Origin of the sequence: Streptomyces sp. LN549 (assembly GCF_043203805.1) — a bacterium.
Lineage (GTDB): Bacteria > Actinomycetota > Actinomycetes > Streptomycetales > Streptomycetaceae > Streptomyces.
The window spans coordinates 7,770,283-7,787,424 of record NZ_JAZHRI010000002.1; the positions used below are offsets into that span (position 1 = coordinate 7,770,283).

Genomic DNA, 17,142 nt, shown 5'->3' on the forward strand with positions numbered 1-17,142 from the left:
ACTCCTCCTCAACGAACACGTCGGGCGGGTCATTCCGCCCTGCTGGAGGTTGAACTGATGGCGCACAGCAGCGAACGGGCCGACACCGTCTTCGTCGGGGGCCGGGTCTTCACCGGAGCGGGCCCCGTCCCGGTGGACGCCGCCGTCGCCGTCAGGGGCGGCCGGATCGTCGCCGTCGCCGACGCGGGTACGGTGCGCACGCTGACCGGTGCCGGTACGGAGGTCGTCGACCTGGAGGGCGGCCTGCTCGTCCCCGGATTCCAGGACGCGCACATCCACCCCGTCATGGGCGGCACCCAGATGCTCGGCTGCGACCAGAGCGAGCAGACCACCGCCGAGGGCTGCCTCGCCGTGGTGGCCCGGTACGCCGAGGACCACCCTGACGCGGTCTGGATCCGTGGTGGCGGCTGGTCGATGGACTGCTTCCCCGGCGGCACGCCGACGCGTTCCATGCTCGACGCGGTGGTACCCGACCGGCCCGTGCTGCTCATGAACTGCGACGGCCACGGCGCCTGGGTCAACACCCGTGCGCTGGAGATCGCGGCCGTCGACCGGCACACCCCCGACCCGGCCGACGGCCGCATCGAGCGGGAGGCGGACGGTGCCCCGGCCGGCACCCTGCACGAGGGTGCGGTGGAGCTGGTGGCCCAGCACGTTCCGGTCGCGACCGAGGACGAGACGTACGCGGGGCTGCTCGCCGCGCAGCAGTACCTGTTCTCCCTCGGGGTGGCCGGGTGGCAGGACGCCATGATCGGCTCCTTCCACGGCTACCCGGACAACCTGCCCGTCTATCTGCGCGCGGCCCGCGAGGGCTTGCTGCTCGCCCGGGTCGTCGGCGCCCTGTGGTGGGACCGGAACCGCGGTATGGAGCAGCTTCCGGACCTCGAGGAACGCCGCCGCATCGGGCAGGTGGGCCGCTTCGGCGCCACCAGCATCAAGATCATGCAGGACGGCGTCGCGGAGAACTTCACCGCCGGGATGCTGGAGCCCTATCTGGACGGCTGCGGCTGCTCGACCGGCAACTCCGGCCTGAGTTTCGTCGAGCCCGGGCTGCTGAACGAGGCGGTGTGCGCGCTCGACCGGTCCGGCTTCCAGGTCCACTTCCACGCTCTCGGCGACCGTGCCGTGCGCGAGGCACTCGACGCGCTCGGCGCGGCCCGTGCCGCCAACGGCGCCAACGACCACCGGCACCACCTGGCCCACCTCCAGGTCGTCCACCCCGATGACATCGCGCGCTTCGCGGAACTGGGCGTCGCCGCGAACATCCAGCCGCTGTGGGCCGCCCACGAACCCCAGATGGACGAGCTGACCATCCCCTTCCTCGGGGCCGAACGCGCCGCCCAGCAGTACCCGTTCGGGGATCTGCGCACTGCCGGGGCCCACCTCGCCGCCGGCAGCGACTGGTCGGTGAGCAGCCCCAACCCGCTGTGGGGCATCCACGTCGCGGTCAACCGTGCCGCCCCCGTCCAGGAACTCCCCGAGGGCGAGACGTACCCGCCGTTCTACCCCGAACAGGCCCTGACCCTGGCCGAGGCGCTCACCGCGTACACCGCGGGCACCGCCTGGGTGAACCACCTCGATGACGTGACCGGCACGGTCGAGGTGGGCAAGTACGCGGACCTCGTCGTCCTCGACCGTGACCCGTTCACGCGCCCCGCCGACGAGATAGGCGACGTCCGGGTGCGCAGGACGTACGTCGAGGGCCGCCTCGTGTTCGACGCGAACACGACCGCGCCCACTGCGTCGACCGACTGACGCAGCCCCAACGCACCTCATCGAGCCCACCCCGGACGGAGACAGACAGTGCCTTCACAGAGCGCAGGATCGAGACGGCCGACACGGATGCGGGCGGTGCGCCGCGCAGCGGGGACCCTCCTCGCGGCGAGCGCCGTGCTCATCAGCAGTGCGTGCAGCGGCACGGCGAACCCGGGCAAGGACGCCGACGCCGGCAGGCCGTACAAGCTCACCAAGCAGACGCCTGCCGCCGCGGGCGGCATCGACTCCTTCACCTGGTCGATCTACGCCGAGCCCTCCTCGCTCGACTACGCCTACGCGTACGACTACCCGCCGAACCAGATCCTCGCCAACGTCTGCGAGAGTCTGCTGCGCTGGAACCCGGACCTGACGACCTCGCCGAACCTGGCGTCCTCGTACACCAATCCCACGCCCACCACCTGGGTCTACAAGATCCGTCCGGGCGTGCGCTTCCACGACGGGACGGTGCTCACCGCGAAGGACGTCGTCGCCTCGCTGCGCCGTCACATGGACCCCGCCGTGGGCAGCGCGTGGGAGAACACGTTCCGCAACGTGAAGTCGATCGACATGACCGGGCCGCTGGAAGTTACCGTCAGGCTGACGAAGCCGGACGCGGTCTTCAACCAGGAGATGGCCACCAGCTCGGGAACCATCGAGTCGGCCGCGACCCTCGCGAAGGCGGGCAAGGACTACGGCAGCCCCAAGGGCGGGGTGAACTGCACGGGCCCGTTCTCGTTCGGGACATGGGCATCGGGTCAGTCGCTCACCCTGAAGAAGTTCGACGGCTACTGGAACACCGAACTGAAGTCCAAGGCGGGCCAGGTCAAGTTCGTGTTCCTGAGCGATGCGACGACCCGCGTCAACGCCTTCCAGAGCGGTGAGGTGGACGGTGGCTGGATGGTCCCCGCCGACGCCTACGACCAGCTCGGCTCGTCCTCCGCCGGCAAGCTCTACTACGGAGTCAATAGCACCGTCGCCGAAGAGATCGTCAGTAACCTCAAGGGCCCGCTCGGCAACACCGAGGTGCGCAAGGCCCTGCTCATGGCCATCGACCGCAAGGGCATCGTCAAGGCCGGCGTCGGCGGGACGGGCGAGGTCGCCGACTCCCTCGTCACCGACAACATGTGGGATCAGGCGCCCCCCGCGGACCGCAAGGCCATCATCGAGGACGTGCCGCACTACCCGTACGACCCGGCGAAGGCCAAGGAGATCGCGGAGGAGGCCGGGGTGAAGGGGGAGCGGATCGTCATCGCGACCAGCCCGCTCGACTCGCAGACGACGATCGTCGCGCAGGCCGTCGAGCAGGCCGCCAAGGCCATCGGCCTCGACCCCAAGATCGAGACGCTTTCCCCGGAGAAGTACTCGACGCTCTTCACGGACGCCGCCGCCCGCAAGGGAATCGACCTCTTCCTGACCTTCTGGTACACGTCGATCACCGACCCGCTCGACGTGTACGGCTCCCTGGAGACCGGCATGTTCACCAACTACGGTGGCTGGACGAACAAGGAGTTCGACAAGGCGGTCGAGGACGCCTCCGGCACCTATGACCCGGCCGCACGGGCCGCGGCGAGCGCGAAGGCGCAGAAGATCGCCCTGCGGGAACTGCCCTGGCTGCCCCTGTACACGCAGCCCACGAGCGTCTTCCTCGGCAACCGGATCACCGGTGTCCAGCCGTCGGTCGCCTACCTCTACTACCCGTGGGCTGCTGAGATCGGGGCCAAGAAGTGAGCCGCAGGACCACCCGGGCGCTCGGGGTCGTGAGCCGCCTGGCCGGGATGGCGGCGACCTTGCTGGTCACCTCGTTCCTGGTGTTCTCCTCGCTGTACCTGGCACCCGGCGACCCGGCGAGCTTCCTGGTGCGCGGGCGCAGCGCCGGCCCCGAGGAACTCGCCCAGATCCGCCACAGGTACGGCTTCGACGAACCGTTCCTCGTCCGGTACTGGGACTGGCTGGGCGGCGTACTGCACGGCGACTTCGGCCGCTCCTACGTCTTCCACCAGGACGTCAGCGCGGTCATCTGGTCGCGGCTGCCGGCCACCCTGCTGCTGATCGCCGCCGCGGCCCTGCTGATCGCGGTGGCCGGTGTCGCGGCCGGCATCGTCGGCGCGCTGCGCCGCGGCACACGGACCGACTCGATGCTGATGCTGCTGGTGACGGTGGGGGCCGCAGCCCCCGCGTTCGTCGCCGCACTGCTGTTGCGGTCGCTGTTCGGCGTGAAGCTGGGCTGGTTCCCGACCATCGGCAACGGCACAGGTGTTCTCGACCGGCTGCACCACGTCGTGCTTCCGGCGATCGCCCTGTCCGTCACGTTCATGGCGATGGTCACGCGGGTGACCCGCTCGTCGATGCTGGAGGAGCTGTGCCGTGAGCACGTCGAGGTCGCGGTGAGCCGCGGCACCCCGCGATGGACCGTGATCCGGCGGCACGTCCTGCGCAACGCCCTCGGCCCGATCGTCACCGTCTCCGCGCTCCTCATCTCCGGCATGCTGGTGAGCACCTCGATCGTGGAGACCGCATTCGGTATGTCGGGCGTGGGTTCACTGCTGGTGACATCGGTCAACCAGATGGACTTCCAGGTGGTGCAGGCGATCGTGCTGCTCGTGGTGGCCGCGTTCGTCGTGGTCAACTTCCTGGTGGACCTGGTGCATCCGCTGATCGATCCGCGGGTGGCGGCAGCGGGGGGTGCACGATGAGCGCCCCGATGGCGGGGCTGGCCCGCGGGCCGGTCGCCAAGTTGCGCTCCATGGGGGGAGGTTGGCTGGAGAAGCTCTGCCTGGGTCTTCTCGTTCTCTTCGTGCTGGTCGCGGTGTTCGCACCGTGGTTGTCACCGCAGGACCCGACGTACGGAGAGCTGGGTACGGGACTCGTCGGCCCGAGCGCCGACCACTGGCTGGGCACCGACCAGGGCGGGCACGACACGTTCTCGGCCCTCGTCGAAGGAAGCCGTACGAGTCTGGTCGGGCCGCTGCTGGTGGTCCTGGTCTCGACCGTGGCCGGCATCGCCGTCGGCCTGTTCTCGGCGTGGCGGGGTGGCTGGGTCGACACAGTCCTCGGGCGGCTGCTCGACGTCGTCTTCGCCTTCCCGGCGCTGCTCGTCGCGATTCTCGCGGTGGCGGTCTTCGGCAAGGGGATGACCGCGCCGGTGATCGCCATGTCCGTGGCCTACATGCCGTACACCGCACGCCTGGTGCGTGGCCTCGCCATGCAGGAGCAGGCCAGGCCGTACATCGCGGCCTACCGTGTGCAGGGGCACTCCGCGCTGTACGTCGCCGTCCGCCGGCTGCTGCCGAACATCGGCCCGACCGTGCTCGCCCAGTCCACCGTCAACTTCGGTTACGCGCTGCTCGACCTCGCCGCCCTGTCCTTCCTGGGCTTGGGCGTGCAGGCGCCGACACCCGACTGGGGCGCCATGATCAACCAGTCCCAGGCCGCCGTCCTGCGGGGCCAGCCGCTGTCCGCGGTCGTGCCCGCCGTCGCCGTCGTGGTGGTCGTCGTGGCCTTCAACATCGTCGGGGAGAACGTCGGCGACCGGCTCGCGGGGAGGAAGTCCTGATGGCGCTGCTGGAGTACGAGAACCTGAGCATCGCCCTGCCCGGCATGGCCCGGCCGGTCCTCGACGGCATCGACCTGACCGTCTCGGCGGGTGAGGTCGTCGCGCTGGTGGGCGAATCCGGTTCCGGGAAGTCGGTCACCGCACGGTCGGCCCTCGGGCTGTTCCCCACCGGGGCCGATGTCGAAGGTCATGTGCGCGTCGACGGAACGGAGCTGGTGGGCGCCGGCCCGGCTGCCCTACGGGCGATCCGTACCGGCAGAGCGTCGATGATCTTCCAGGACCCCCGGGCTGGCATCAACCCGGTCCGCCGCATCGGCGACTTCCTCACCGAGGCGCTGCGCGTCAGCAACGGCTGGAACAAGGGCCGCGCCAACGACCGCGCCGTCGAACTGCTCGGCGCGGTCGGACTCCCGGACCCCGAGCGGCACCTGCGTCAGTACCCGCACGAACTCTCCGGCGGCATGCTGCAACGCGTCATGATCGCCGGAGCACTCACCGCCGAACCCCGGCTGCTGCTCTGCGACGAACCCACCACCGCGCTCGACGTCTCCACCCAGGCCGAGATCATGGCCATCCTCGGGCGGCTGCAGCGCGAACGCGACCTGGGCATGCTCCTCATCACGCACGACATCGAACTCGCGGCCGCCGCCTGCGACCGGATCTACGTGATGTACGCGGGCCGGATCGTCGAAACCGCTCCCACAGCACAGCTCTTCGAGACACCCCGCCACCCCTACACCGCGGGCCTGCTCGGCTCGTCGCCGCCCCTTCGGGCCCCGGACGGACCGCCCGTCCGGCTCACCCCGATCCCGGGCTCCCCCATGGGGCTGCTCGACTCCGCGCCCGGCTGCTCCTTCGCAGCGCGCTGCCGCTTCGCCCGGCCCGGGGTCTGCGACCGGACACCACCGCCGCTGGAGAGGCTCGGCGAGACGCTGGTCGCCTGCCACCTCGCGCAGGAGTCACTCACGTCCATGAACAACACCTTCACAAGGGAGGGCAGTTGACCGTCGAGAACAGCGCCCGCACACTGCTGCGGGTCAGCGGGCTACGCAAGACCTACCGGACGGGCAAGACGGAGGTCGTCGCCGTCGACGACCTGTCGTTCTCGCTGCGGGCCGGCGGCGCCCTCGGCATCGTGGGGGAGTCGGGTTCCGGCAAGACGACCACGGCCCGGATGCTGATCGGCCTCGAACGCCCCGACGCCGGACAGATCCTCGTCCAGGGTGAACCACTGGCCCCGACCGTACGTGGCAGGGCGGCCCGCCTCGCCCGTGCCAAGGCGGTGCAGATCGTCTTCCAGGACCCGTACCTCTCGCTGGACGGACTGATCACCATCGGCGCCACCATCGACGGAGCGCTGCGCCTGCACGGTCTCGCCGGCCCTGCCGCCCGGGCCGCCCGGACACGGGAACTCCTCGCCCAGGTGGGTCTCGGGGAGCGGGAGGCGGCGGCCCTGCCGCGCAAACTCTCCGGCGGTCAGCGCCAACGCGCCGCCATCGCACGTGCGCTGGCGGTCGAACCCGCGGTGCTCGTACTGGACGAGGCGGTGTCCGCGCTCGATGTCTCCGTCCAGGCCCAGGTGCTCAACCTCCTGTCGGACATCCGCCGCGACACCGGCATCGGCCTGGTCTTCGTCAGCCACGACCTGGCCGTCGTGCGGTACGTGTGCGACGAGGCGCTTGTTCTGTACCGGGGCCGCACCATGGAACACCGCCCCGTCGCGGAGCTGCTCTCCGACCCCGGACACCCGTACACGCAGCTGCTGCTGGCATCCGTTCCCCGGCCGGGCTGGGACCCCGACTCCATCAGCCGGCGGCGCAGGGAGCTTGATCCTCTGGCGGCGGGACGCGGCGGCTGACGGGCCCGTCGCGCCCCGGCCGCCGGGTGTGTCCGGCATCGGCCCGGCGGCCCGGCGCTCAGGCCGCCCGGGCGGGCCCGACGCCGTCGACGTCGAACGTCACCTGGTCCTCGTAGCACCACCACCAGGTCTCGCCCGGCTCGTAGGAGCGGATGAGGGGATGCCCCGTGGCCTCACGATGCGCGGTGGCGTGCCTGTTGCGGGAGGAGTCGCAACAGCCGATCTGCCCGCAACTCTGGCACTCGCGCAGATGCACCCAGGTGTCACCCTGTGCGACGCACATCGGGCAGGAGTCGGGGCTGTCCGGGGTGACACGTCGAACCTGGTCCAGATGCGAACAGATCGGCGCGGAAGACGCGTCCGTCATGGCGGGCTCTCCTCTTGCGATTCCGTACCGGGCGGGAACCGGTCTCTGCGCAGGCCGACGGGCCTCAGGCCCGCCCGTGGGCGTCGGAGCCTCCTCAAGCCTCTCACCGCGAGATCGCCTGTCAACTCATGACCGGCCGGGTGCGGCGGCGACCGGGCTGTCCACGCCACCGCACAGGCCATGGTCGTCGCCACCTACGACATGGTCGATGCCGCCACCGAGCAGGGCGGACCTCATCGAGGTGCAGGACACCGCCCGGGCCGCGCACGACCGCCTCACCGATGCTGCGGCTGCGTGCTTCACAGCCAACACCTGAGCCGGGCCCAACCGGGCGCGGGCCGGTGCGCCGGGTGCGGAGGCCGGGCCGGTGCCGGTCGTCACCCCGGGGGAGGCGAAGAGGCCCCTGGCAGCTCGACGCTGATGTCGGATTTCCGCCAGCGACAGCCCCGGACCGTGCCCCATGCTTGAACCATGCACACCGACACCGAGCGCTGCGTGCGGGCCGTTCAGTCCAAGGACTCCCGGTTCGACGGCTGGTTCTTCACGGCGGTTCTGACCACCCGGATCTACTGCCGTCCGAGCTGCCCCGTCGTTCCGCCCAAGGTCGAGAACATGACGTTCTACCCGAGCGCCGCCGCCTGCCAGCAGGCCGGGTTCCGGGCCTGCAAGCGGTGCCGGCCCGACACCAGCCCCGGATCGCCCGAGTGGAATGCCCGCGCCGACTCCGTGGCCCGCGCGATGCGCCTCATCCGCGACGGGGTCGTCGACCGGGAGGGCGTCCCGGGACTGGCCACCCGGCTCGGGTACTCGGCCCGCCAGATCGAACGCCAGCTGCTCGCCGAGCTGGGTGCCGGACCGCTGGCGCTCGCCCGGGCACAGCGGGCGCAGACCGCGCGGGTGCTCATCGAGACGACCGGGCTGCCCATGGCCGAGGTCGCGTTCGCGGCCGGGTTCGCCTCGATCCGCACCTTCAACGACACCGTTCGTGAGGTCTTCGCCCTGGCGCCGGGGGAGCTGCGCAGCCGCGCGTCCCGGTCGGCGCGGCCGCCGGCCACACCCGGGGTGATAGCGCTGCGGCTTCCGTACCGTGCCCCGCTCAACCCGAGCAACCTCTTCGGGCACCTCGCCGCGACGGCCGTCCCGGGCGTCGAGGAGTGGCGCGACGGCGCCTACCGCCGCACGCTCGACCTGCCCCACGGGCACGGCATCGTCGCCCTCACCCCGCACCCCGACCACATCGCCTGCCGGCTCTCCCTCTCCGACCCGCGCGATCTCACCCTGGCCATCAGCCGGTGCCGCTGGCTGCTGGACCTGGACGCCGACCCGGTGGCCGTCGACGGGCAGCTGCGCTCCGACCCGTTGCTGGCCCCGCTGGTCGACAAGGCGCCGGGCCGCCGGGTGCCGAGGACCGTCGACGGTGCGGAGTTCGCCGTCCGGGCCGTGCTCGGCCAGCAGGTGTCCACCGCCGCCGCGCGGACCCACGCGGCCCGGCTGGTCACCGCCCACGGCACACCCGTCGACGACTCCGAGGGCGGCCTCACCCATCTCTTCCCGGCTCCGGAGGCGCTGGCCGGCCTCGACCCCGAGCAGCTCGCGCTGCCCCGCAGCCGCCGCCGTACCCTCACCACGCTCGTCGGGGCCCTTGCGGACGGCTCGCTGCGCTTGGGCACCGACACCGACTGGGAGACGGCGCGGGCCGAACTGAACGCACTGCCCGGATTCGGTCCCTGGACCGTCGAGGTCATCGCCATGCGGGCGCTCGGCGACCCGGACGCGTTCCTGCCGACGGACCTCGGCATCCGGCGGGCCGCCCAGCAGCTCGGCCTGCCCTCGACACCGGCCGCGCTCACCGCGCGTGCGGCGGGCTGGCGGCCCTGGCGGGCCTACGCCGTGCAGTATCTGTGGACCGTCGACGACCACCCCATCAACCACCTTCCCGCACAAGGAAGTGCCTCGTGACCACGACAGGCGCCACCCCCACGGCACGTACCGCCACCGCGACAGGCGAAGCCGTCACGGCACGTACCGCCGCCGCGACCCGGCAGCACACGGTGATCGACAGCCCCTACGGCCTGCTGACCCTCGTCGCCACCGACCGGGTCCTCGCCGGCCTCTATATGACGGGTCAGCGCCACCGGCCGCCCGAGGAGACCTTCGGCGAGCCCGACCCCGGCCCCTTCGACGAGGTCGTTGAGCAACTGGACGCCTACTTCGCCGGTGAGCTACGGGAGTTCGACCTCCCGCTGCACCTCGCCGGTACCCCGTTCCAGCGCTCCGTCTGGGCCGAGCTCCAGCGGATTCCGTACGGCGAGACCCGCTCGTACGGAGAACTGGCCGAGAACCTCGGCAAACCCGGGGCCTCGCGCGCGGTGGGGCTGGCCAACGGCAAGAACCCCGTCGGCATCATCGTGCCCTGTCACCGGGTGATCGGGGCCTCGGGGAGCCTCACCGGATACGGCGGCGGCCTCGACCGCAAGCAGCGGCTGCTGGCCTTCGAGAACGGAACGCAGGACAGCGCCCCGGCGCTCTTCTAAGGCGGTACGGCGAAGGGCTCCGCGCGTATGCGCGGAGCCCTTCCCTGTACCGGCCCGGCCGGGTCAGCCGGTGAAGATCTCGACGACCGTCCAGATCGCCAGTCCCAGCATGCACACCCCGCCGATGCGCTGCACGGTCTTGAGCGGTACGCGCTTGGCGATGAACCGTCCCGCGAGCAGCGCCAGCGCCGATACGGACATCAGCGCGGCGGCGGATCCGATCGCGGTGGACCAGGCGCCGTTGCTCGCGGCAAGGTTGGCCGTCGTGATCTGGGTGAGGTCGCCCCACTCGCTGATGAACACCGCCATGAAGGCGGTGGAGTACACCGGCAAGAAGCCGGTGACCGTCTTCGGGCCGCCGTCCTCGTCCTCGTCGCCCGCGTCGGCCCGGAGCAGCATGAAGGCACCGAAGGCGAAAAGGGAGGCGGAGACGAGCTTGACGATCCAGTCGGGCAGCAGGCCGAGCAGGCCGCCCGCCCCGACCGCGATGGCGACATGGACGATGAACGCGGACGACGTGCCGAACCAGACGTAGAGCGGACGCATGCGCGTGCCCATGGCCAGCGACGCGAACATCGTCTTGTCGGGGAGTTCCGCGAGGAAGATCAGCCCGAAAGCGGTGATGATCGCCAGGGGGTCGAGATGCATTCCGGGTGGCTTTCTGTTGGAGCCGGGCCCCGGATCTTCCGCGAAGTGCCACTCGGGCTTTTCGGAGGACCACTCGGCCCGGCATGACGGCACCGCCCACGGGGAGTGGGCGTGTCATACCTGACCGAAGGTCTCGCCCGCCCGCAATGATCCACGAGCCCGGCCACCGGGAACCCGGAGGTTCCAGTGTGTCGACGACCGGTTTGCAGGGCTACTCCCCTTCGCAGCCGTCAACGTTACCGCACGCCCCCGAGGGTGGTCACGTCCGGTCGGCGGTCCAGGTGCGGTCCAGGAAGTCGGCGATCAGCGGCGCGATCTGTGGGAGGTGGTCCTCCAGGGCGAAGTGACCGGTGTCGAAGAGGTGCAGTTCGGCGTCCGGGAGATCACGCAGATAGGCACGGGCGCCGGGCTCGGGGAAGAACATGTCTCCCGTTCCCCAGACGACGAGCGCCGGCGGGGTGTGCTTGCGCAGCCAGTCCTGCCACTGCGGGTAGAGCGCGACATTGGAGTGGTAGTCGAAGGCCAGGTCCAGCTGTGGCTGGGTGCGGCCCGGCAGGTCCAGGAAGTGCTGGTCCAGGGTCCAGCCTTCCGGCGCCACGAGGTCCGGGTCGGCGGTGCCGCCCTCGTACTGGCCGCGGGTCGCGGGCAGGGTCAGCAGGGACCGCACGGTGTCGGCGGCGCCGGGGTTCTCCGGGCGAAGGGCGATGAAGTCGCGGGCCTGCTGCGACAGCCCCTCCTCGTACGCGTTGCCGTTCTGCACCACCAGCCCGGCGATCCACTCCGGGTGGCGGGCGGCGAGCCGGAACCCGACGGGGGCGCCGAAGTCGAACACGTACATCACGAAGCGTGACAGCCCGAGCTGCTGCACGAAGCCTTCGGTGATGTCCGCGAGCCGGTCGAAGGTGTACGTGAACGGGCCGCCGGTGGTGGCGGACGCCGGGGTGTCGCTGTGGCCGAAGCCCGGGTAGTCCGGAGCGACCAGACGGTAGTGGGCGCCGAGCGCGTCCATCAGCCGGCGGAACTGGTGCGAGGCCGACGGGAAGCCGTGGAGCAACAGCATGACCGGGACGTCGTCCATCGCGTCGTCCGTCACGCCGGCGGGGAGCGACTCGCGGTAGAAGACACGGACGCCGTCGACCTCGATGTGCCGGTGACGGATGTGCGGAACAGCTTGAATCGCCATGTTCACATGCCTCCTTGGTGGCTCGATGCATTAGTTTTACGGGAGAGGGCTCTAATGCGTCAAGTGGGTGAGTTAGCATTAGGTGCATGAATGGTCTTGAGCCCCTGACCGGCGAGCTGCTCGCCCTGGACCTGCTCAACACGCTGCCGTACACGGCGCAGGGCCCCCCGGCCGATCAACTGGCCGACGCGGCCGGGCTGCTGGCCTGGCTGGCCCTGGAGGCGGAGCGGCTGCCCGGCGCCGCGGAGGCCCGCGAAGTGACCCCGGAGGACCTGGCGGCGGTGCACGCGGTCCGGGCGCACGCGGGGCTCGCCGTCGCGGCGGCCCGTGGAGGTGAGCGCCCGCCGGAGTCCGCCCTGCGTGGCCTCAACGAGGCGCAGCTCGCCGCCCCCGCTGTCCGGTACGCGGAGTGGAACGGCGACGCCGTCGTGGTGACGGCCCGCCGTTCCGGCCCGCTCGGTGTGCGGGTGGCTGCGGCACTGGCGGAGGAGGTGGCCGAGCTGCTGGCGGATCCGGCGGTCGCGAGGATCCGGGAGTGCGAGGCGGAGGACTGCACGATGCTGTTCGTGCCCGCCCACCCGCGCCGCCGCTGGTGCTCGGCCGAGCGCTGCGGCAACCGTGCGCGGGTGGCCCGCTACTACCGTCGCCACAAGGGGGAGGGGGTGGACGCCCAGGGGTAGAGGCCCGCGGACCGGCGGGCCCCCGGACCGGCGAACTCCTACGCGGGCTTCCGCGCCAGCAGGAACGCCTGCGGGGTGGCCTCCCGCCGGTCCGCCGCCCGGACCAGCCTGGCCGTCACCTCGAAACCGGTACGCATCAGCAGCCCGGCAACCCACTCGGGGGAGAACCGGTACACGTCGAGGTCCACGGGATGCCCGTACGCGTGCTCCAGCCGGACCCGCTCGTCGCCCGCCTTGAAGGCCAGCAGCAGATGGCCGCCCGGGGCCAGTACCCGGCGGAACTCCGTTACGTACAGCTCCAGTTCCTCCGGCGGGGTGTGGACGAGCGAGTACCAGGCGAGAGCCCCGCGCAGCGAGCCGGCCGTCAGGTCCAGGGCGCTCATCGTCCCCACATCGAACCGCAGGTCCGGGTGGCGCCGACGGGCCTCCGCCACCATGCCGGGCGACAGGTCGATGCCGAACGCCGGCAGCCCGATGTCCCGCAGATACGCCGTCACCCGGCCCGGCCCGCAGCCGAGATCGGCGACGGGCCCGCCGCCGTCGGCTGTCACGTGCGCGGCGAAGGCGCCGAGCATCGCACGGTCCAGCGGCTTGGCCGCGAGCTCGTCGGCAAGCAGGGACGCGTAGTCGGCGGCGACGGTGTCGTACGAGGTCCGCGTGGTGCCGAGGGAGGAAGCTGCAGTCATGCACCGGACCGTACCGGCGCCCACCGACATCACGGCCCGGAGCCCGCGCCCGGCCCCGAACCCGCCTCGTCCGTCAGCCGCTTGAGCAGAGCGGGAAGCGCGGTGCCGATCGGCTCCCGGATCGTCTCCTGAGCGAGCGCGTCGTACGGTGTCGGCTCCGCGTTGACCACGATCAGCCTCGCCCCGTGCTCCGCCGCGATCCCGGCCAGCGAGGCGGCGGGCTGCACCTGGAGCGTCGTACCGACCGCGATGAACACCTCGCAGCCCTTGGCGACCGCCATCGCGTCGCCCATCACCACCGGATCGAGCCGTTCACCGAACATGACCGTGGCCGCCTTGAGGATCCGCCGCACACACCGCACGGCGGATCCGGCTCTCCGGCCTCGACCCGGGCCAGGGCCTCCGCCATCGGCGAGCGGGCGTGACAGCGGGTGCACACCACCTGGCGTGCGGTGCCGTGCAGTTCGAGGACCTTGCGAGCGGAGAGACCGGCTGCCTGGTGCAGACCGTCCACGTTCTGCGTGATCACCCGTACGGCCACGCCCGCCCGCTCCAGGTCCGCCACCGCACGGTGGGCCGCGTTCGGCTCGGCGTTCCACGCCGCGGTGGTGCGCCGCATCTGCCAGGAGCGGCGGCGGATGTCCGGATCGGCCATGTACAGGTCGTACCGGACGAGCTTCTCGGCCTCCGGGTCCTTGCGCCAGAGGCCGTTCGGCCCGCGGTAGTCGGGGATACCGGAGTCCGTGGAGATACCGGCGCCGCTGAGGATCGCCACGAGTGTCATGCGGCGAGCGTACGCACCGCGCGCCGCACCTCGCGAGGCGATATCGCGTGCTGCTACCGTCCCCGCCATGGCGAAGGTGACGGTCAGTCTGGACGCGGAACTCGTGGTCGAAGTGATGGTGCTCGCGGGCGTCGGCAGCCCCCAGGACGCAGTCGAACTCGTCGTACGCGACTACATCGCGCGCGGCCACCGCACCGAGGCGCGGACGGCTGCGCGTGAGGAGACCGTGCGCGAGGACGGGATCAGGCCGCAGGAGCAGCAGGGCTGACCCGCGGCCCGGAGCCGGCTCGTCAGGCGACGGGGCTGCCGTCCTCCAGTTCCACGGTGCCCGCGCCGGACTCCAGCGCGTCCAGCGCCGCCCGCACGCGCCCGCGGAGCGCCCCGAGCAGGTACCGGTCGATCTCCGCGGGCTCGACGAGCTTCCATGACAGAAGCTCCTCCTCCTGGAGCCGGACCGCCTTCAGCTGCTCCTCGTCCAGAACCCCGCCGTCGTACACATAGGCCACGATCGGCGGCCGCGTGGTGCCGCGCGCCCAGTCGACCGCGAGCAGCCGGCCCGGCTCCAGGTCGAGGCCGATCTCCTCGGCCGACTCGCGCCGCGCCGCCCGGCGCGGGGTCTCGCCCTGCGCCGACTCGATCGTGCCGCCGGGCAGCGCCCAGCCCTCGCGGTAGTTCGGTTCGACGAGCAGCACCCGCCCCTGCGCGTCCCGGAAGATGCAGGCGGCACCGGCCAGGACCTTCGGGAGACCGGCGATGTACACGGCGTAGTCATTGGTGGTCACACCGGAAGCGTAGTGGTGGGGCGCAATACCAGGTCCAGGGCCCGGACACCCATGGGCAGGGAGGGGGTGGTGCGGTTAGGGTCGGGGCGGCGCGACTGCCTGTTCGAAAGCAAAGGGAATCAAGGTGACGGACGGAGCAGTGATGGAGACCGCACGCGTGCTCGTCGCGGCGGACAAGTTCAAGGGCTCGCTCACGGCCGTGCAGGTCGCTGAGCGGGTGACGGCCGGGCTGCGGCGCGTCGCCCCCGAGGTACGGGTGGAGACCCTGCCCGTGGCGGACGGCGGCGACGGCACGGTGGCGGCCGCGGTGGCCGCCGGATTCGAGCGCCGCGAGGCGCGGGTGACCGGGCCGCTGGGCGACCCCGTGACCGCCGCGTACGCGGTGCGCGACACCACCGCGGTGGTCGAGATGGCCGAGGCCTCGGGCCTCCAGCATCTGCCCGCGGGCGTGTTCGCCCCGCTCACGGCCACCACGTACGGCTCCGGTGAGCTGCTGCTCGCCGCCCTCGAAGCGGGCGCGCGGACCATCGTGTTCGGCGTCGGGGGCAGCGCGACCACGGACGGCGGGGCAGGCATGCTGGCCGCGCTCGGCGCACGTTTCCTGGACGCGGACGGCAAGCCCGTCGGTCCGGGCGGCGGTGGACTCGCCGATCTCGCCACGGCCGACCTGTCCGGGCTCGACGCCCGGCTCGGCGAGGTCGACCTGATCCTCGCGAGCGACGTCGACAACCCGCTCACCGGGCCCAAGGGCGCGCCGGAGGTGTACGGCCGCCAGAAGGGCGCGACCGAGGAAGACATCGCGGTGCTCGACGCGGCACTCACCCATTACGCCTCCGTGCTGGGGCCGGACCACGCCCAGCTGCCCGGGGCCGGTGCGGCGGGCGGAATCGGGTACGGGGCGCTCGTCGCGCTCGGTGCGCGGTTCCGGCCCGGGATCGAGGTGATGCTCGACGTTCTCGGCTTCGCGCCGGCACTGGCCCGGGCGACGCTGGTCGTCACCGGCGAGGGTTCACTCGACGAGCAGACCCTGCACGGCAAGGCCCCGGCCGGGGTCGCCGCGGCGGCCCGCGCAGCGGGCATCGAGGTCGTCGCGGTCTGCGGCCGGCTGGCGCTGGCCCCGGAGGCGCTGGGGCGCGCGGGCATCCGCCGCGCGTATGCGCTCACGGAGCTGGAGCCGGACCCTGCGGTGTGCATGGCCGAAGCGGGGCCGCTGCTGGAGCGGGTGGCGGAGTCCATCGCACGGGATTTCCTGCGCTGAGGAGAGGCTGAACCAAGCCCCTCCGGCTCGGCGCTGAGGAGTGGCGGTGCGGGGGCGAGCAGCCGGTTACGGACCGGGGGCTCGCCCCCGTTACGGACGCCGGTCCGTAACCGCTCCCCGCCCCATCCGCATGGCATCCAGCGCCAGCACCAGTTCCACCAGTTCGCGCGGCCGCGAAAGCGAGCGTGACGTCAGCTCCTCCAGCCGCCGCAACCGGTTCAGCACCGTGTTCCGGTGGCAGCACAGCCGTACGGCCGTCCGCCCCGCCGACCCCCCGCACTCCAGCCAGGCGTCCAGTGTCGACACCAGCAGGGCCCGGTCGGCCGGGTCGCGGGCCAGGAGCGGGCCGAAGACGTCCGTGGCCAGGTAGGCCGCGAGGGCGGGCTGTCCCGCCACCAGGGCCGCGGGGATCCGGCCGTCCAGACAGACGACCTCCTCTCCACCCGGGCCGCATGTCAGCAGCGCCGCATCGGCCAGCCTGCGCGCCGTGCCCAGGGCGGACAGGGCGTCCACCACGGGGCTGACCCCTCCGGGCCCGGTCCCCTCGCCCGACAACAGCGCGGCCACGGCCGGCGGATCCGCATCGCCCAGCGCCACCACCGCGATCTCCCGGTCCGGCCGTGGCCGCCAGAGGAACCGCATCCCGTGCGCGTCGCCGGGACGGTTCCCGGCGCACCAGGGCGCCGGGACCACCGCCACCGCGTACCGGCCCTGCTCCGGGAGCCCCAGCACCGCACCGGCGAGCGCCGCGAGGCCCGGCCCGGTCTCGTCCTCCAGCAGCGCGTCGAGCAGCGCCCACCCCCGCTCGTCCCCGCGCTGCCGCATCCCCGCTCCGTCCTCCGCGCCCCCGGGGGCCGCTTCCACGCCCCGGTCCTCACCGGACCGCAGTCGTGAGGATGACACCGGTCAGGGCCGGGGGCGACAGCGCACACCCCGCCTCTGTGCGTGTGCACAACCGGCGGTCTCCCGCACTGGTCACCCGCAGCGTTTCGGCCACGGACCGTGGACGCGCGGTCCGCACGCTGCTGGTCTGTGGCCCCAGAGAGGCACAGGG

The 17,142-nt window shown here is 71.9% G+C and carries 18 protein-coding genes and 1 pseudogene; 11 read left to right on the forward strand and 8 right to left on the reverse strand.

The annotated features are described in order from the left end of the window. Window positions 1-57 precede the first annotated feature (57 nt). The 6 genes from SH922_RS34555 to SH922_RS34580 all read left to right on the forward strand — a co-directional run bounded on the left by SH922_RS34555 (window position 58) and on the right by SH922_RS34580 (window position 7,166). Window positions 58-1,755: an amidohydrolase gene (locus tag SH922_RS34555; protein WP_393062492.1), complete on the forward strand. Its 1,698-nt coding sequence runs from the start codon at window positions 58-60 to the stop codon at window positions 1,753-1,755. An 87-nt stretch (window positions 1,756-1,842) separates the two neighbouring features. Continuing rightward, window positions 1,843-3,483, forward strand: a complete 1,641-nt coding sequence (locus SH922_RS34560; protein WP_393063771.1) for an ABC transporter substrate-binding protein — start codon at window positions 1,843-1,845, stop codon at window positions 3,481-3,483. Then, complete coding sequence (locus tag SH922_RS34565; RefSeq protein ID WP_393062493.1) at window positions 3,480-4,448, forward strand: ABC transporter permease; 969 nt, start codon at window positions 3,480-3,482, stop codon at window positions 4,446-4,448. The genes SH922_RS34560 and SH922_RS34565 overlap by 4 nt, the downstream gene beginning before the upstream one ends. Next, window positions 4,445-5,308 (forward strand): ABC transporter permease, encoded by an 864-nt coding sequence (locus SH922_RS34570; RefSeq protein ID WP_393062494.1) that lies wholly within the window; start codon window positions 4,445-4,447, stop codon window positions 5,306-5,308. Before SH922_RS34565 ends, SH922_RS34570 begins: the two co-directional genes overlap by 4 nt. Next, complete coding sequence (locus tag SH922_RS34575) at window positions 5,308-6,312, forward strand: ABC transporter ATP-binding protein (RefSeq protein WP_393062495.1); 1,005 nt, start codon at window positions 5,308-5,310, stop codon at window positions 6,310-6,312. Before SH922_RS34570 ends, SH922_RS34575 begins: the two co-directional genes overlap by 1 nt. Next, complete coding sequence (locus SH922_RS34580) at window positions 6,309-7,166, forward strand: ABC transporter ATP-binding protein (protein ID WP_393062496.1); 858 nt, start codon at window positions 6,309-6,311, stop codon at window positions 7,164-7,166. The genes SH922_RS34575 and SH922_RS34580 overlap by 4 nt, the downstream gene beginning before the upstream one ends. Window positions 7,167-7,224: 58 nt before the next feature. Here SH922_RS34580 and SH922_RS34585 read toward each other — a convergent pair whose 3' ends face one another. Both SH922_RS34585 and SH922_RS34590 read right to left on the reverse strand, forming a co-directional pair. Then, window positions 7,225-7,533 carry a UBP-type zinc finger domain-containing protein gene (locus SH922_RS34585; RefSeq protein WP_393062497.1) on the reverse strand — a complete coding sequence of 103 codons (309 nt, stop codon included), beginning with the start codon at window positions 7,531-7,533 and terminating at the stop codon, window positions 7,225-7,227. Between the two features lie 126 nt (window positions 7,534-7,659). Beyond that, a complete protein-coding gene (locus SH922_RS34590; protein ID WP_393062498.1) occupies window positions 7,660-7,836 on the reverse strand; it encodes a hypothetical protein in 177 nt (58 codons plus the stop codon). A gap of 168 nt (window positions 7,837-8,004) precedes the next feature. Here SH922_RS34590 and SH922_RS34595 point away from each other — a divergent pair, with 168 nt between their 5' ends. Both SH922_RS34595 and SH922_RS34600 read left to right on the forward strand, forming a co-directional pair. Next, window positions 8,005-9,492, forward strand: coding sequence for an AlkA N-terminal domain-containing protein (locus SH922_RS34595; protein ID WP_393062499.1), 1,488 nt, complete (start codon window positions 8,005-8,007; stop codon window positions 9,490-9,492). Window positions 9,493-9,584: 92 nt separating this feature from the next. Next, entirely contained in the window at window positions 9,585-10,067 is a 483-nt protein-coding gene (locus tag SH922_RS34600; RefSeq protein ID WP_393063772.1) for a methylated-DNA--[protein]-cysteine S-methyltransferase, read from the forward strand. A gap of 63 nt (window positions 10,068-10,130) precedes the next feature. Here the strand turns inward: SH922_RS34600 and SH922_RS34605 are convergent, their stop codons facing one another. Both SH922_RS34605 and SH922_RS34610 read right to left on the reverse strand, forming a co-directional pair. Continuing rightward, entirely contained in the window at window positions 10,131-10,715 is a 585-nt protein-coding gene (locus SH922_RS34605; protein WP_393062500.1) for a TMEM165/GDT1 family protein, read from the reverse strand. A gap of 259 nt (window positions 10,716-10,974) precedes the next feature. Continuing rightward, on the reverse strand, window positions 10,975-11,898 hold the full coding sequence (locus SH922_RS34610; RefSeq protein ID WP_393062501.1) for an alpha/beta fold hydrolase: 924 nt from the start codon (window positions 11,896-11,898) through the stop codon (window positions 10,975-10,977). An 86-nt stretch (window positions 11,899-11,984) separates the two neighbouring features. Here SH922_RS34610 and SH922_RS34615 point away from each other — a divergent pair, with 86 nt between their 5' ends. Continuing rightward, on the forward strand, window positions 11,985-12,578 hold the full coding sequence (locus SH922_RS34615; protein WP_393062502.1) for an ABATE domain-containing protein: 594 nt from the start codon (window positions 11,985-11,987) through the stop codon (window positions 12,576-12,578). 38 nt (window positions 12,579-12,616) lie between these two features. Here SH922_RS34615 and SH922_RS34620 read toward each other — a convergent pair whose 3' ends face one another. Beyond that, window positions 12,617-13,264, reverse strand: a complete 648-nt coding sequence (locus SH922_RS34620) for a class I SAM-dependent DNA methyltransferase (protein ID WP_393062503.1) — start codon at window positions 13,262-13,264, stop codon at window positions 12,617-12,619. A gap of 29 nt (window positions 13,265-13,293) precedes the next feature. Then, window positions 13,294-14,048: pseudogene (locus SH922_RS34625) on the reverse strand (NAD-dependent deacetylase). A gap of 67 nt (window positions 14,049-14,115) precedes the next feature. Here SH922_RS34625 and SH922_RS34630 point away from each other — a divergent pair. Further along, window positions 14,116-14,316, forward strand: coding sequence for a type II toxin-antitoxin system VapB family antitoxin (locus tag SH922_RS34630; RefSeq protein WP_327707896.1), 201 nt, complete (start codon window positions 14,116-14,118; stop codon window positions 14,314-14,316). A 22-nt stretch (window positions 14,317-14,338) separates the two neighbouring features. Here SH922_RS34630 and SH922_RS34635 read toward each other — a convergent pair whose 3' ends face one another. Then, window positions 14,339-14,830: an NUDIX domain-containing protein gene (locus tag SH922_RS34635; protein WP_393062504.1), complete on the reverse strand. Its 492-nt coding sequence runs from the start codon at window positions 14,828-14,830 to the stop codon at window positions 14,339-14,341. A gap of 142 nt (window positions 14,831-14,972) precedes the next feature. Between SH922_RS34635 and SH922_RS34640 the strand changes: the two genes are divergently transcribed. Continuing rightward, on the forward strand, window positions 14,973-16,088 hold the full coding sequence (locus tag SH922_RS34640) for a glycerate kinase (RefSeq protein WP_393063773.1): 1,116 nt from the start codon (window positions 14,973-14,975) through the stop codon (window positions 16,086-16,088). Between the two features lie 90 nt (window positions 16,089-16,178). Here SH922_RS34640 and SH922_RS34645 read toward each other — a convergent pair whose 3' ends face one another. Next, a complete protein-coding gene (locus SH922_RS34645; protein WP_393062505.1) occupies window positions 16,179-16,952 on the reverse strand; it encodes a PucR family transcriptional regulator in 774 nt (257 codons plus the stop codon). Between the last annotated feature and the right edge of the window lie 190 nt (window positions 16,953-17,142).

Bases quoted from the DNA above. Each gene is read 5' to 3' on its own strand.
- SH922_RS34555 (WP_393062492.1), top strand. From the start codon at position 58: ATGGCGCACAGCAGCGAACGGGCCGACACCGTCTTCGTCGGGGGCCGG.
- SH922_RS34560 (WP_393063771.1), top strand. From the start codon at position 1,843: ATGCGGGCGGTGCGCCGCGCAGCGGGGACCCTCCTCGCGGCGAGCGCC.
- SH922_RS34570 (WP_393062494.1), top strand. From the start codon at position 4,445: ATGAGCGCCCCGATGGCGGGGCTGGCCCGCGGGCCGGTCGCCAAGTTG.
- SH922_RS34575 (WP_393062495.1), top strand. From the start codon at position 5,308: ATGGCGCTGCTGGAGTACGAGAACCTGAGCATCGCCCTGCCCGGCATG.
- SH922_RS34585 (WP_393062497.1), bottom strand. From the start codon at position 7,533: ATGACGGACGCGTCTTCCGCGCCGATCTGTTCGCATCTGGACCAGGTT.
- SH922_RS34595 (WP_393062499.1), top strand. From the start codon at position 8,005: ATGCACACCGACACCGAGCGCTGCGTGCGGGCCGTTCAGTCCAAGGAC.
- SH922_RS34605 (WP_393062500.1), bottom strand. From the start codon at position 10,715: ATGCATCTCGACCCCCTGGCGATCATCACCGCTTTCGGGCTGATCTTC.
- SH922_RS34610 (WP_393062501.1), bottom strand. From the start codon at position 11,898: ATGGCGATTCAAGCTGTTCCGCACATCCGTCACCGGCACATCGAGGTC.
- SH922_RS34615 (WP_393062502.1), top strand. From the start codon at position 11,985: ATGAATGGTCTTGAGCCCCTGACCGGCGAGCTGCTCGCCCTGGACCTG.
- SH922_RS34620 (WP_393062503.1), bottom strand. From the start codon at position 13,264: ATGACTGCAGCTTCCTCCCTCGGCACCACGCGGACCTCGTACGACACC.
- SH922_RS34630 (WP_327707896.1), top strand. From the start codon at position 14,116: ATGGCGAAGGTGACGGTCAGTCTGGACGCGGAACTCGTGGTCGAAGTG.
- SH922_RS34640 (WP_393063773.1), top strand. From the start codon at position 14,973: ATGGAGACCGCACGCGTGCTCGTCGCGGCGGACAAGTTCAAGGGCTCG.